The organism is Bacillus sp. 3a (assembly GCF_017161885.1).
GTDB lineage: Bacteria > Bacillota > Bacilli > Bacillales > Bacillaceae > Bacillus > Bacillus safensis.
On sequence record NZ_CP067376.1, the window covers coordinates 3,505,159 to 3,521,398 of the forward strand.

General features: G+C 41.5%; 10 protein-coding genes. All 10 read right to left on the reverse strand.

The genetic code is table 11. From position 1 onward, the window contains the following. Nucleotides 1–9: 9 nt before the first annotated feature. On the reverse strand, nt 10–867 hold the full coding sequence (locus tag JJ692_RS17735) for a 3-hydroxyacyl-CoA dehydrogenase family protein (protein ID WP_024424537.1): 858 nt from the start codon (nt 865–867) through the stop codon (nt 10–12). After that, nucleotides 864–1,574 (reverse strand): thioesterase II family protein, encoded by a 711-nt coding sequence (locus JJ692_RS17740; protein WP_206534026.1) that lies wholly within the window; start codon nt 1,572–1,574, stop codon nt 864–866. The genes JJ692_RS17735 and JJ692_RS17740 overlap by 4 nt, the downstream gene beginning before the upstream one ends. Further along, entirely contained in the window at nt 1,571–2,551 is a 981-nt protein-coding gene (locus tag JJ692_RS17745; protein WP_206534027.1) for a C39 family peptidase, read from the reverse strand. Before JJ692_RS17745 ends, JJ692_RS17740 begins: the two co-directional genes overlap by 4 nt. Further along, on the reverse strand, nt 2,514–4,055 hold the full coding sequence (locus tag JJ692_RS17750; protein WP_206534028.1) for a serine hydrolase domain-containing protein: 1,542 nt from the start codon (nt 4,053–4,055) through the stop codon (nt 2,514–2,516). Before JJ692_RS17750 ends, JJ692_RS17745 begins: the two co-directional genes overlap by 38 nt. Continuing rightward, a complete protein-coding gene (locus JJ692_RS17755) occupies nt 4,052–8,521 on the reverse strand; it encodes a non-ribosomal peptide synthetase (RefSeq protein ID WP_206534029.1) in 4,470 nt (1,489 codons plus the stop codon). The genes JJ692_RS17750 and JJ692_RS17755 overlap by 4 nt, the downstream gene beginning before the upstream one ends. 91 nt (nt 8,522–8,612) lie before the next feature. Beyond that, on the reverse strand, nt 8,613–9,800 hold the full coding sequence (locus JJ692_RS17760; RefSeq protein WP_346986674.1) for an MFS transporter: 1,188 nt from the start codon (nt 9,798–9,800) through the stop codon (nt 8,613–8,615). Between the two features lie 144 nt (nt 9,801–9,944). Beyond that, on the reverse strand, nt 9,945–11,141 hold the full coding sequence (locus JJ692_RS17765) for a CamS family sex pheromone protein (protein ID WP_024424532.1): 1,197 nt from the start codon (nt 11,139–11,141) through the stop codon (nt 9,945–9,947). A gap of 15 nt (nt 11,142–11,156) precedes the next feature. After that, on the reverse strand, nt 11,157–13,163 hold the full coding sequence (gene ligA, locus JJ692_RS17770) for an NAD-dependent DNA ligase LigA (RefSeq protein WP_206534030.1): 2,007 nt from the start codon (nt 13,161–13,163) through the stop codon (nt 11,157–11,159). 40 nt (nt 13,164–13,203) lie between these two features. Further along, nucleotides 13,204–15,426 (reverse strand): DNA helicase PcrA, encoded by a 2,223-nt coding sequence (gene pcrA, locus JJ692_RS17775; protein ID WP_206534031.1) that lies wholly within the window; start codon nt 15,424–15,426, stop codon nt 13,204–13,206. Between the two features lie 57 nt (nt 15,427–15,483). Continuing rightward, on the reverse strand, nt 15,484–16,176 hold the full coding sequence (gene pcrB, locus JJ692_RS17780) for a heptaprenylglyceryl phosphate synthase (protein ID WP_056767551.1): 693 nt from the start codon (nt 16,174–16,176) through the stop codon (nt 15,484–15,486). Nucleotides 16,177–16,240: the final 64 nt, after the last annotated feature.

Genomic DNA, 16,240 nt, shown 5'->3' on the forward strand with positions numbered 1-16,240 from the left:
TTTCTCCTCTCACATGTCATATTGGAAAAAGCCTTTACCTGATTTTTTGCCATACTCACCAGCATCGACCATTTTGACAAGCAGAGGACATGGGCGGAACTTCGGATCTTTGTAGCTCTCGTATAAGACAAGCAATGAATTCAAAATCGTATCAAGCCCAATTAAGTCTCCTGTCGCAAGCGGCCCCATTTTATGGCCGAAGCCCCCGCGGAAAATTTTATCGACATCAGCTGGTGTCGCGACTTGATCTTGCACCGCCCAAATCGCTTCATTGATTGTCAGCATGAGCACACGGTTGGAAACAAACCCTGGAAGATCATGCACCACAACAGGTGTTTTATCAAAGGATTTCAAGAAACCTTTTGCCGTTTCAACTGTTTCATCGGAAGTTGCTTTTCCTCTAATCACCTCAACTAACGCTTTAAGAGGAACAGGGTTCATAAAATGTGCACCAATAACTTTTTCAGGATGATGCATAAGGGACCCTACCTTTGTAATGGAAATGCAGCTCGTGTTTACAAAATAGATGGTTTCTTTCGAACAAATATCTCGCAGCTCTTCATAAATGGGTTTTTTTATCTCCCAATCTTCCGTCACATTTTCAATGACGATATGTGCGTCATGTAAGCCTTCAAATGAAGTCGATAGCTGAATTTGAGACAATACGTCTTCTAAGGACAATGAGATTTTCTTTTTTCTCACAAATTGCACCAATTGATAGGTTTTCTTGATCTTTTCTAGTGCTTCGTTTAGTTTTTCTTCTGTGACATCAACCAATGTGACTTGATAGCCATTTGCTGAAAGGTCTAATGCCATATCAGCCCCCATCACACCTGCTCCAATCACGCCTACGTGCTTCGTGTTCATTTCTCCAACACTCCAATTCGCTTTAAAATGACATTGATTTTTTCTACGACTTCATTTGTTAATGAATGAATAAAAAAGTGATCTCCATCGAATTCAAAAAACGCACAATCTTTGCTTGTATATTGATCCCAATCGTCTAAATCAAACAGCACAGAAGGCAGATCACGTGTACCATAAAAAATAGAAATTGGGCAAGCAGCTGGAACGACTTCATCACACTGATAAGTCTCCAAAAGCTGAAAATCTGCTCTTAAAATCGGCAGAAAGAAATCAAGCACTGCATGGTTATCGGCAAGTTCCTCAGGAACGCCCCCCATCGCAATGATCGCCTCTTTTAATTTGGCATCTGACAGCTGATGATAGACTTTCTTCTCTGGAATATGTGGTGGAAAGCGTCCAGAATAAAAAACATGGACAGGCTCTTTGTTTAATCTTGTTTTCATTCTTTTTTGTAATTCGTATGCAAGTACAGCTCCCATGCTATGACCGAAAATGGCATAGGGTTCTCCTTCTTTTAAGGAAGAGGACGCCTGTAGATAAAGATCATCTGCGACTTGCTGTAAATTTGTCAGCACAGGCTCTGTCATTCTTGTCCCGTGCCCAGGGAGTTCAAGGGCATGAATTTCTATAGACCGGTCTATATACGATTTCCACTTACTGAATACGGTACTTGCTCCACCTGCGTACGGTAAGCAAAATAACTTCACGACACGCCACACTCCCTTTTGCATTTGATTTTCAACATTTCCAGCCATTTTTTTTCATCTTGGATGATTTGTTGTAAGGAAGTTTTCATGTTGGCTTGGTACCGACTAGACATTTCCCCTGAAAAAAAGAGTTTTGCTGCCTGATGCCTCGCTTTCTCCCATTCTGCTAAAATACTTTCCATCCATTGAAACAGCTCAGGTAGATCGCCTTTTATGAGTCTCAGTCGATACATCTCTACTTTCTTCGTATTGATGATCTGATTGAAAGATGCTACGAGCTTCTCGATATCATCCCATTGAGGAAACTGTTCATAAAATGTTTCAAGAGCTGTAATTCCTTTTTCGATTGCGTCAATCTGACCATGCATATTTCTCAGGAAATAAGCCGTTTTTTGATCAAATAATTCAGTCGAGACCTTGACCGGATCAAAGTGGAAGGCCGCATAGGAATGGAATTGATCATTCGGCTGAAAATGATCATGAAAGGTATCATACCCTTTCTGCACATCTCCATATGACAGCACTTGATGCTCATACGACAAATTATCTAAATGACGATTCTCTAATACCTGAAAGGTTTGCTGATTTTCATGAAAACCCGTGATTAAAATCGAATGACGGCTATGTGTTGTCAAATACTCTTTTCTACCTCGCTGAACGTAAGGGTCTACCCATACAATCGCCGGGCGGTCACGCCTCACATCTTGTTTGACCTTTTCAATGAGATGGGTACAATGCGTCATTTTTTCAACTTGAATGCCCTGTAAATTCATAATCTTTTCTGGATCGTGTGCCGACATCCAGTCAATCTGCAGCAAACCGTCTTCTGTAAGTCGATATGCAAATTGATCATTTAATAAATATGGAGCGACTTCTTGACCATGCAGCTTCACAATTGGAAAAAAGCAATTGAAGAAACAGCTGCGATAAAACAAATCATTATAAGGATGAATGCCTGAAATCTGTTTGACGGTCATCTTCTTGTCCTCTCTTTCCAGCAGTAGATGTCACCATAAATCCTTTGATGAAACCAATCGTACAAAACCAAATGAAAAACAAATAATAAGAAATCGCTAATTCAATGAGAGAAAAAGGTCCCCATACAAAAGTCATTTTCCAAGGCAGTCCCTTAAAGGCTAGTTGCGAAAGAATCATTGGCAGAAGCAATATCCCAATTAGGAGCAGTACCCAGCCGATACTTTTCAGCCATACGCCAAGTGAAATGTGCCTGCGAACCAGAACGCCATTTCTTACACGTTTCCTCCATTTGATAAAACGGACGACTGACACTATTTGCAGCAAAATAAAAAGACATGTGGCTGCCACACTCAATTGATCAATGAGCTGAAATGGATCCATGGATGACTCTGTTTCTTCATTTGTACCCGTCATCGTTTTGGCAATAAGACGTGCCGTTTTCTCTGTGTAGCTGCTATTCATGTTTGCTAACACTCCGATAGCAACGTCTTCTTTTGGCTGGATCAGAAAAAATGATGAATAATTCGGATTAGATCCAGCATGAAATAGTGATTCCACCTGCCCATGCGTTTTTTCTATATACCAGCCGGCATTGTAATAGACATGCTCCCCTTCTTCTGGGACTTTCACAGTTAACTGATCAGGATTTTTTACAAAACGAGACCAAGTTGAATCGGTCAATTGATATTGCAGCCAAGTCCCCACATCTTGATTATTCATCACAATATAGCCTGCAGGGGTGTTGCCTCGATATTCTGGTGCTTCATAAGCATGTGGAATAAGGAAATGCAGTTTAAATCCTTCTGAAACAACACCAGATTTCATGCGTTTTAGCCCAGCTTCTGTTTGGTTAAGATGATGCGTTTTAAACAGTCCTTTCATATATGCCTCATATGACGTCCCTGTCACATTTTCAATGATGAGACCAAGAACATCATAGTTGATGGTGGCATATTCAAAGGAGCTGCCAGGCTTGTGATGGAGCTCAATTGATTTCAGTTGATGGACTGTTTTCTTTAGCGCATCTTTTGCTTGATCTGGCTGGATAAGCGCAATGGATTGAAAGGGGATGCCGCTTGTGTGATGCATTAATTGCTCCACCGTCAAACGCTGAGGCTTTCCATGGTATGTTGGAAAAAAACCTGGAATATAGCTGCTCACCGGTTCTTTCAAATGAAGTTTCCCTTGCTTTTCTAACTCCACAATAGCAAGAGCGGTAAACGCCTTTGATGTAGAACCAATTTCAAAGAAAGTACTGGCTGTCACTTTCTTCATTTTCTTTCGATCCGCATAGCCAAACCCTTTTTGGTACACCACTTCGTCTTTTTTCACAACCACAACGGACATGCCGGGAATGCGCCCAAGCTCCATCTGTTTCTCTATCACTTGATCAATGGCTTTAGATGAAATCACTGCTTTTGCATGTGTCCCCCCGGCAAAGCCGCTTATCCATAAGACAGCTAACAAAAATGAAATGTAGATAACATGCTGATTTTTCCTCATGTAAATAATGAATCCATTTCTTCAAGAGACATATCAACTGTTTCAAAATCAGACGGTGTAAATTCGATCCCTTCTTTTTCTAAGCAATGCTGTACCATACGCTCAATTTGCTGTTCTATCTCTTGCAATAGCTGCATCATATCTGTTTCACACAGCTGTTTTTCGCTGAAAGAAAGATGGAAAATCAGTTGACCGCCCTTGATGGTAGCGACCATATCGATGACGGTTGTTAGCGGATTATCCAATGACGAATCAATCCCCGATGTAAAGTAAGACATCTCATAATCAGATGATTGTTTAAGCACCTGATCGATTTCACCTAAATAATTAAACCGTAATTGCGGCGCTGAATGATCAGGAAGCTGCCTATTGATGAGTGACAACAGCCCATATTCTGCACCTTTATTCGGCACCTCACGTATCGTTTCTTTGACAGCCCGTATGTGATCTGAGAGAGATTCAGAAACATGAACATTCACAGGATACATGGTGGTGAACCAGCCGCACGTTCTAGATACATCAATATTTTCCTCCACAGCATCTCTGCCATGACCTTCTAATTCCAGAGAAATCCGTTTTTGATTCGTTTGCTGATAACAGGCTTGCGTTAAGGCTGAAATTAACAGTTCGTGAGGCTGCGTTTGGTACGCTTTATTCGCTTGATTGGTCAATTGATCCGTCAGTTCCACTGATAAAGCCTTCGTTAATTTGACTTCGTCTTTGACATATCCCTCATTAGATGAAACTTGATACAGAGGCTGAATACCCTGCACCGCATTTTTCCAATAGTTGAACGCCTCTTTTACATCTTCTGATACTGCATACTCGTTAACCCGCTCTGTAAATGTTTGATATGAATGAGTTTTTGGCGGAAGCACTTCTGCTGAACCCTTCTCTGCATGAAATAATTGAATCAAATCCTCCACAAGAATTTGCCAAGACATACCATCAACTAAAAGATGATGGGCGGCAAAAATGAGATGTGATTGAGAAGCAGTTTGACAAAGCGCTGCCTGAATTAATGGTCCTTGATAAAGATGAGTCCTTTGCTTGATCTGACATCCTACTTCTTGCAGCGCTTCTTCCACATTCTCTTCTGACAATGCCGTAAAATCGTGTATCGTCAGCGGGATATCCTGAATGTTTTCATCATAATAGAGTGTGTTTGTCGCCTCATGTACTTTTAACCTTAATCCGTCGTGATGAATGACCAGCTCTTTTAAAGCACTCTGCACGATTCTTTCATCCATCTTTTTCTTTGAATGAACAATGATAGATTGATGCCAGAAATGTTTATCTTTTAACCGCTGGGACCAAAACCATTCGATGATTGGGATCGATTTCACATCGCCCACAGCCTGTTCTTGTGAGATATGTAAGACTGGTTCCTGCTGAACGACTTGTGCCATTTCTCTAAAAATGGGATAAGTAAATAGATCTTTGGTTTTTAAATAGAGTCCTTTGTCTTTTAACTTCGCAATAAATTGAATCGCCTTTATGGAATCGCCGCCAAGCTGATAAAAATGATCAGCCGGTTCGACCTTTTCATGCCCTAAGATGGCTTTTGCTGTGTCTACTATGATCCCTTCAATGTCCGCTGTTTCCTTCGACCATTCAACGGCTGTTTCCACTTGAGACAACAATGGATCAGGCAGTGCTGCCCGATTGATTTTTCCATTTTGGGTGAGCGGGAGTTCTTTTAATACAACAAAATAGGCAGGTACCATATAAGCTGGCAGCTGATCTGATAATTTCTTCCTTAGTAAAAAGGAGGTTAGCTCTTCATCTTTCAATTCAATATAAGCAGCCAGCTGTTTTTCTCCAGATTCATCAGTTAGATCAATGACAGCTGCTTTATCCACTTCATCGATTGCCATAAGCGCAAGTTCGATTTCACCCAGCTCTATCCGGTAGCCCCGAAGCTTGATTTGATGGTCAATCCGGCCAATGTATTCAATCTTTCCATCACTTGCACGTTTCGCAATGTCACCGGTTCGGTACATGCGGCGATGACTTACAAATGGATTGGGCAGAAAGCGTGATTTCTGCAAATCAGGTCTTTGCCAGTATCCTCTTCCAACACCCGCGCCTGAAATATATATTTCTCCTATTGTCCCTGGCAGCACCACTTGCTGATTTTCATCTAAAAGGTAAATCTCTGTATTCGGCATCGGCACTCCAATTGACACCGATGTCCCGCCATCATCTTGATGGAACTGATGGATCATACAGCCAACGGTTGCTTCAGTTGGTCCATATTCATTAAAGATGGATATCCTTCCATCACTTGCCTCAGTAATTCTTTTAGCCAAAGAAGTCGATAATTGTTCTCCTCCTACTATCATCCGTTTAACCACTGACTGAGACAGTGCAGCATCTGTTAACAGTGCCATATGAGCTGGTGTCAGCTTGATCACCTTTGCTTTTTGATCAAACAAAATATGTTCTAATAAAAAGCCTGGCTGATCCTCTTGACGATAGATGACTACTGTACTGCCAATAACCAATGGCGTATAAATGGAGGTAATGGTTAGATCAAATGCAATGGACGAATACAGAGCAAAATGGTCATCTTCTGAATCTGTATAGTTTGTTTTGGCAGACATGATATAGTTCACTAAGCTTTGATGCTCAATCATCACTCCCTTTGGCTGTCCTGTAGAACCAGACGTATAAATCATGTATGCGACGTCTTCATCATCTCCAATGAATGTATGTTCCACATCATACGGATCCAACTGATCCCACACGTTGTAGATATTGTACGTATCACCATTAAAATGGTACGCAGATGCATGATCTGTAAAAAACAGCTTTGCCTGACTGTCATCCAAAATAAACTGAATGCGTTCCTGCGGATATTCAGGATCAATCGGTACATATGCACCTCCAGCCTTTAAAATCCCCAGCAATAGTACAATCAGTTCTGGTGAATGATTCATACATATTGCAACAAAGTCATGTCTCTGTAAGCCATGTGTTTGCAGGAAATGCGCCATTTGGTTGGTCTTTCTCTCAAGTTCACCGTATGTCATGATATGAGAGCCATCCTGAATCGCGATTCGATCAGGAGAAGTCTTTGACATGTCTGTGATTAATTCATGAATTTTTTGCTTTTGTGGGAATAGCACGCCTGTGTCGTTCCATTGATATAGCTCTCGATGTTCCTCTTCCTCTGTCATAAGCAGTACGTCTTTTAAGAGCTGCTTGGGCTGGGTAAGTATGTTCTCGACAAAGAGAAGCATCCTTTCATGCAGAAAGTTGATGTCTTCATTGCTGTAATCTGAGATTTTGTAGTCATATTGCAGCTCGATTTGCCCTTTTTCATCCCATTCTTTCACAGCTACTTGCAAGCCATATGGCTGGAATCCATTGTAAAGCTCCATGTATTCCACTTTGTATCCTTCCATCTCCTGCACCATATTTGTGCTGTAGGAGTTGATATAGATTTGAAAAAGCTGATCATATCCTGCCTTTGCAAGCTCTAAATCCTTGACGAGTGCGTCATAGGGATAACGCTGATGCAGGAAGTAAGTCTTATAGCTTTTTTGAACATCTGACAAACTTTCTAATAGAGATAAATGAGGGTTCATCTTCATTCGGTATGGCATTGTGCTAACGGTCATACCGGACGTGGCTTTTTCCTTTTGCCCGGAACGATTGAGAACTGGCGTCCCAATAATAAAATCTTTTTGCTGGTATCTTTTATGCAAGTAAACGAAGAGTCCTAAAGTAAATAAAGAGTTGATTGAACAATGATGGGTATCTATAAATTCATAGATTCGTTCTGAGAGTTGTCGATCAAGGTAATGGCTCTGCCGATGGCCTTTGATTTGGTCAGTTCCCTGTACCAAATAACTGTCAGACACATCAGATAATGTTTCTTTCCAAAATTGCTGATCTTTTTTAAATCTTGGGGAGTTCATATATTTTGATTCTTTATCAATAAAAACAGAATGATTGTCTGCTTCTTGTTCAATAGAGGAGCTTTGTGTAAGAGCAGTGTAAAGCTGGCTAATTTTATCGATGATTACTTTCATCGACCATCCATCTGCTACTGTATGATGGCATTTGATGAAATAACCGGATTGTTGTTCACCGATTTTTAATACAGCAAATTCGGCGAGAGAGGTTTCTAGTAATTGAAATGGTGTTTTGAAGACTTTTTCAGCCCATTCCAGCATGTCTTTATGTGTGGAAAACTCATAGGCAGGAATATGATGATCGGCGTTTGGATCAACGTATTGAAGCATCTCATCATCTTTCTCTACTAGCTTGAGACGAAGAGATTCTGTCGTCATGATACATGTTGCAATGGCCTGCTTCAGTTTATCGAGCTGCAACGGCCCATTGACGAAAATAATACCGCCAATATGATTAATTGGTGTTTCTGGATAAAATGTTTCCATGTTCATCACGCGCCGCTGCGGATGTGTTAATGGCCAATATACTAAACTACTAGTCAATTACGCCACCTCTACTTTTCATATAGTTAACATTTCTACGAACTTATTAAATCACATAATGGTATTTTTGTAAATAATTGAGATAAACTGTCTAAATTTGTTCATTTTTTAATCTAGACGCTAGGAAAGCCGACACAGTAAACAGGACAACGTTGATAAAAAAGACGACTCTTGCCCCAAAGAGATCGGTCATGGTGCTCATAACGAGGATGGACATTCCATATATAAAAGTCGATAGTGTATGTTGAGCTGATAGTATTTTAGGCAATTCAATTTGACTCAGTGTATCTTGTACATAGGTACGAATAGAAATACTGCGAAGCTGAAAAGCCGGCCCTAATAAAAAGACAAACAATAAACTCATCCATGCTGAATGATTCAACCCTAAGCAAAGGGTTAGCAGAGCTACGATCACCGAGCTGTAAAAAATGTGATCAAACAAACGCTGTTCCACATGCTTTGCGAACCGCAGCACGAGCAGACCGCCTAGAATGGTTCCGCCAAAATAGCTTGCGTTAATAAAGCCCCACCATGTTTCAGGCTGGTGTAAGACTTCAGTGACATACACAAGAATAATTGCACCAGTCCAGATACTTCTGCCGCTCATGGACAGCATTTCTAAAATCGTTAATGTTCGAATGGTCGGCTTTTCATACATGATCTTCCAGCCTGAAAAGATTCGTGTACCAAATGATTCAGACTGTTGCTCTTGTTTAGCTGCAGCCCCAGTATCAATGATAAAGAGCATAGATATGAGCGACAAACTATATAAAACAAGTGTCGTAATGAGGAGAAACTGCGGTCCAAGAATGCCAATAAACAGCCCTCCTAAAAGCCATCCTAGTAAAAGGACAATTTGGTCAGAAGTTAAGATATAGCTATTGGCTTTTAGTAAAAAGTTCTTTTCTACTAAACGCGGGATCATCGAATTTCGAACAGGAATGGTTCCCCCATCTATCAAAGAAAGGAAAAATACAATGATAAAAAAGAGAGGAATAGTAAATGTTGATAGTTGTAAAATATAAATGAAAATCAAGCAACCGAAGAAAGCAATTTGACACATTTGCAAATAGATAATGAGTCTTTTCAGCTTAAATTGATACATAAAGAAAGGAATGAGTACCGCTCCAAGTGCTTGTCCAACAAACTGGGAGACAGCCACCATTGAAGCAATTAGTGTAGAATTTGTTAATTGGTATGTCAGGATGGTCAGAACGAGGACATATAGTGAATCCCCGAAATTAGCTAGGGATTGTCCCCTAATAAAAAGTAAAATGATTTGTTTTTCATATTTATCTCCATTTTCTCTTCATTATCACCCATAATAATACATTATTTTCTACACTTCTACTTTTTATAACAATATTTTCATAATTTGATACATTTTTACTAATTTAAAAAACCGCCAAAAGGCGGTTTTTATTTAGTCATATATATGAACAGTCGGTTCTTTGTCTTCAGCATTTTTCGTAATCAAGGCTTCTTGTTGATCAGACGATGTAATGTTGATTTCGATATTGGTACTCTTGTAGTAATCCATGACTTCACCGGTTAAATATTGTGTGAAGGCTACGACTTCCGTTTTTCCATAGAACTGCATTGGAATTTCGATTTTCATTTTTTGCAGGTTGCCGTTTTTGTAAAAGCCTTTTCCTACAACACCAGTGTAATTCGGGAAGTAGTCTTCGACCTTTGTCTTAAAGCGGTCAAATCGCTCTGAATCATCTTTGTAGCTGCTTTTCGCATTATCTGAAGGGAAGAATACATTCTCCTCATCGATCGTATCCCAATTTCCGATATCAGCAGAGCCTGCTTTCACATCCGTTTTGGCGATAAAGTTACCTGGAACGATAGATGATTTTGGTGCTTGCTTATAAAGGGCAATCATGACAGGCACTTTTTGCAGTCCGTCCATTTGACGAATGCGCTTGATCACTTGTTCAGCGATTTTTTCACCCTCTGCCAAAAGTTTCTTTGAATTTTTCGATGAATCGATGGTCACTTCTTGCTGCGGGTCACCGATCTTTTCACGGTAATAATAAACAGAGTTCAGTGCAAGACCAATGACAACTCCGCCAAGCTGTAAGCTGTTTTTGTCTTTTCTAATTAAGTAATTATGCTCTAGCATCGAAGCTAAGTAGATGGGACTATTTTCATTTTTAGACTTTGTTGAACCTGAGTTTGGAAGAGCAGGATTTAAGCCTAGATTCTTAAAGTCTTTATCTTCTTTTTCTGCCTTTTTCAGATCACTGCCTGTTTTTTTGCGTGCCAGCCAGCTGAGAACGGTGTCCTCATCTAAATGCTGTCCTTCTTGGAAAAGATAGTCGTTTGTATTAAATGACTCTGTTGCGAGGCGCATGAGTCCTGTTTCAAATTCATCAATGTCCAAGCGTGTGTTGAGACGCTCCGCTGTTAAACCTCTCGCAGCTCCTTGTTTAAACGGCAGCACCATTTTGTAATAGGAGTCTGAGATATTATACATCGGGATGATGGCTGTTTCCTTTGTTTCCTTCGTTTCATCCGTTTTTTGTGTGACCTCTTCCTCTTCCTTTCCCCCAAAAGGTGCACACGCTGACAATACCAGTGTGAGCATTGTCAGCAGCAATAACAACTTTTTCAATAGAAAACACTCCTCTTATTTCTTTAGCTCCTCGAGCATTTTAGCTTCGTCCCAAATTTCAATATTGAGTTCTTCTGCCTTTGTCAGCTTACTCCCCGCTGCTTCTCCGGCAATGACTAGATCTGTTTTTTTACTCACACTACCTGCCAGCTTGCCGCCTAACGCTTCGATCGCTGCTTTTGCATCGTTTCGCGCCATTTCTTCTAACTTTCCTGTTAGCACAATGGTTTTTCCTGCAAAGTAGGAATCACTTTCTTCTGCTTTTACCGGCTTCGGTCCTGTATAGGTCATATTGACTCCAAGCTCTTTTAATTCTTTCAGCAGATCGAGTATTTCTTCTTTCTCAAAGTACGTGACGACGGCATCAGCCATTTTTTCACCAATTTCGTCGACTTCAAGTAATTGTTCTTTCGTTGCTTGCTTTAATTGATCGATGTTTTCGAAATGCATCGCCAAGGTCTTTGCCGCCTTTGAACCAATAAATCGAATGCCGAGTCCAAATAGTAAACGCTCAAGAGAGTTTTCTTTTGACTGCTCAATCGAACGCAGTAAATTGTCGACAGATTTTTCGCCCATTCGTTCAAGCTGAATCAGCTCTTCTTTCGTTAAACGGTAAAGGTCGGACACACGAGAGACTAGCTGTTCCTTGAAGAGCTGTGTAATGACCCGCTCGCCAAGCCCATCAATATTCATTGCATTACGGGAAACGAAGTGAATGAGCCCCTCACGTATTTGGGCAGGACATTCTGGATTGATGCATCGTAAGGCTACTTCGCCTTCGATTCGCACCAGCTCACTATGACACTCTGGACATTCAGTTGGCATGTGAAACGGCTTTTCTTCGCCTGTACGCTGATCGACAAGGACACCTGCGACTTCAGGAATAATATCGCCGGCTTTTTTCACAATCACTTGATCAAACAAGCGAATATCCTTTTCTTTGATCAAATCTTCATTATGAAGAGATGCACGCTGCACTGTCGTCCCTGCTACTTTGACAGGCTCAAGAATCGCTGTTGGTGTAATCACGCCTGTTCGCCCGACGCTTAGTTCAATATCAAGCAGCTTCGTTACGACCTCTTCAGCCGGAAACTTGTACGCAACCGCCCAGCGCGGGCTTTTTGCTGTAAAGCCGAGTTCTTCCTGCTGAGCCAGTGAATCGACTTTAATGACAATTCCATCGATTTCATATGAAAAATCGGCACGCTTTACTTTTAATGTTTCAATAAGGTCGATGACTTCTTCGATCGTTTGGCACATCCGTCTTTCTTTGTTTGTTTTAAAGCCAAGTTCGTCGAGAAGATCAAGTCCTGCGCTTTGCGTTTCAACACCAATTTCATCAAGCTCCGCTATACTGTAGACGAATATATCAAGGTTTCGTTTCGCTGCAATTTTCGTATCAAGCTGACGAAGTGAACCTGCAGCCGCATTACGCGGGTTTGCAAACGGCTCTTCTTCGTTTTGTATTCTTTTTTCATTTAATGCTTCAAAAGAAGGTTTTGGCATAAATGCCTCGCCTCTCACTTCAATCGACAGAGGGCGTTTGATTTTAAGCGGGATGGAACGAATCGTTTTGAGGTTTTCAGTAATATCCTCCCCCGTTGTTCCATCTCCGCGTGTCGCTCCTCGGACAAACACGCCATTTTCATAACGGAGAGAAACAGCGAGTCCATCAATTTTCAGCTCGACATTGTATGCGATATCGTCACCGACTGCTTGACGAACCCGGCGGTCAAAATCAAGAAGGTCCTGTTCATTAAACGCATTCCCAAGGCTGAGCATCGGTGTGCCGTGACGCACTTTTTGGAAGGCGTCTAAAACAGCGCCGCCTACTCTTTGTGAAGGAGAATCCGCTGCTTTTAAGTCAGGGTGTTCTTCCTCCAGAGAGATCAGCTCACGCATCCGCGCATCATATTCAGCGTCAGGAACACTTGGACGATCAAGTGTATGATATTCGTAGTTGTATTGATTCAAAATCTGGTGCAGTTCCTCGATCCGGCGTTTCGCTGCTTCTTTATCCATCTGCTTCTTCCTTTCAATTCATCCGTTTTGTCCTATCAGTTTATTGCTTCTCAATTGGTGCAAATGCTGCGAGAAGACGCTTAATGCCTGTAGGGCTTGGGAACGCAATGTCAAGCTCTGTGCTGTCTCCGCTGCCTTTCACACTGACAACCGTACCAACGCCCCATTTTTTATGGGCCGCTTTATCGCCCACAGCCCAGCCAATACTGCCGCCGCCTGTGTTTTGAATCGTTTGTGTTTGCGGACGTGAGACAGGTCCCCGTCTTTGCGGTCTTTCTCTTGTTTGGCCAAACGGTGTTTTTGTTTCTTTTTTCTCATTTAGGTTGTCCAATAAATCGGCTGGTATTTCTCGAATGAATCTAGATTCAAGGTTCATGTTTGTCCGGCCGAAAAGTGTTCTCATTTTTGCACTTGATAAATAAAGCTCTTCTTCAGCCCGTGTGATGCCTACGTAAGCGAGGCGGCGCTCTTCTTCCATCTCTGCATCTTCCATTAATGAACGGCTGTGCGGGAAGACACCTTCCTCCATTCCCATTAAGAAAACAACAGGGAATTCTAGACCTTTTGCGGCGTGAAGTGTCATTAAGATGACAGCATCCTGATCTTCTTCTTCATTCTCATCCAGCTTATCAATGTCTGCGACGAGGGCGAGATCTGTTAGGAAGGTCACAAGTGACTTGTCTTCATTTTGTTCTTCAAAGTTCTTAGTGACGGATAAAAACTCGTCAATATTTTCTAAGCGGCTTTGTGCTTCAATCGTTTTTTCGAGCTTCAGCGCTTCACGATAGCCTGTTTTCTCTAGAATTTCTTCTGTTAATTCAGTGACAGATAAATAGTCCTGCATGTTCGTCATTTGATCAATGAGCTGTTTGAATTCATCAAGCGCATTGGCTGCCCGTGCACTCAGTCCAATGAAATCCACCTGACAAAGTGCTTCAAACATAGACAGGTCATTCATCTCCGCATATGCTGCAATTTTATCAACAGATGTCGCACCGATTCCGCGCTTTGGTACGTTGACAATTCGCGCAAAACTAATATCGTCATCTGGGTTTGCCACTAGGCGTAAGTATGCCAAAATGTCCTTGATCTCTTTTCTGTCATAGAACTTCGTGCCGCCGACAATGTTGTATTGAATGTTGGCTTTCATTAACGTTTCCTCTATGACACGAGACTGGGCATTTGTCCGGTAAAGGATCGCAAAATCGGATAATTTGCGCTTTCCGCTCTGATGAAGCTGACGAATCTTTCCTGCGACAAATTGACCCTCACCAAATTCATTATCTGCACGATAATAGGCAATCTTCGCTCCTTCATCATTTTCTGTCCAAAGATTTTTCGGCTTCCGGTTTGCATTGTTTTGAATGACCGTATTTGCGGCATGCAAAATGCGTTTCGTCGATCTGTAATTTTGCTCAAGCAGAATCACTTCACTGGATGGATAATCTTTTTCAAAGGAGAGAATGTTTGTAATATCCGCTCCGCGCCAGCGATAAATAGACTGATCCGAGTCACCGACAACACATATATTTTGAAAGCGCTGCGCGAGCAGTTTCACAAGCATGTACTGTGCTCTGTTCGTATCCTGATACTCATCCACATGAATGTATTGGAATTTCCGCTGATAGTGCTCTAACACTTCAGGAATGCGCTCAAACAGACGAATTGTCATCATAATTAAATCATCAAAGTCGAGTGATTGGTTTTTGAGTAAACGCTTTTGATAATCTGTATAGACATCGCTGACCACTTGATCATAGAAATCACCAGCTGTTTTGGCGTATTCCTCTGCGTCAATGAGTTCATTTTTTGCACTGCTGATTGATCCTAAAATACTGCGCGGGTCGAACTTTTTAGGATCGATATTCCGTTCTTTTAAAATGTTTTTGATGACTGAAAGCTGGTCAGATGTGTCTAAAATAGAGAAGTTGCGATTTACACCAATGCGGTCAATATCACGTCTTAAAATGCGGACACACATGCTGTGGAACGTAGAGATCCAGATGTCATCAGCGCCAGGCCCTAAAATAGCTTGGACACGTTCACGCATTTCACGTGCTGCTTTATTTGTAAATGTAATCGCTAAAATGTTCCACGGAGCCACATGCTTTTCTGCCATTAAGTAGGCAATTCGATGTGTGAGCACCCGTGTCTTCCCGCTTCCTGCTCCTGCCATCAACAATAAAGGACCGTCTGTTGCTTTGACTGCTTCTTTCTGTGCGTCATTCAGCCCTTCTAATAGATGATTCGATATTTCATTCATTCCATTCACCGCCAATTCGAACTTATGTTCTATTTTAACCCGTTTCGTCTTATTTGACTATGATGACTTTTTGACTGCATCCACTGTTTTTAATGCTTCTTTGAAATTGTCATAAATGACATTTCCTACAACCACGACGTCTGCATGCTGGGAGAAGTCTTTTGCCTGCTTAGCGTTCTCGATGCCGCCGCCATAAAAAAGAACTGTTTCATCAAGCACTGCTTTTGTTTCTTTGACAAGCTCTATGTCTCCAAGCGTTCCGCTGTATTCCAGATAAAAAATGGGCAGCTTCATCAAATGCTCTGCCACTCTTGCATATGCCCTGACGTCATCGATATCCAGCGCTGTATTTGCCTCTGTGAGCTTGGCCGCTTTACAATCTTCATTTAAGATGACATAACCTTCAGGCACAATCTCTTCCATTGACATCAAATCACCGAATTCCTTCATCGCGTCCTTATGGAGCCCAACAATCCAGTCAGGGTGAGAGCTGTTTAAAACGGTCGGGATGAAATACAGATCAAAGCCAGGCACAATCATCTCATGTGTGGAGATCTCGAGCACACATGGCACTAGAAACCGGCGAACCTTTGACATCAATTGAAGCACGTTGTCCTCTGTCACATGATCACTTCCGCCAATCAATATGGCATCCGTCCCAGATTCGCAAATCGCTTCTAGCTGTTCATCGGAAATTTCTTTATTTGGATCGAGTTTAAAGACATGCTTCCACTCGGTAACATCATACATGAAAAACGTTCCTCCATTCGTTTCATTCCATTTAAATATTATAACAAAATCAGTGACCGCAAAA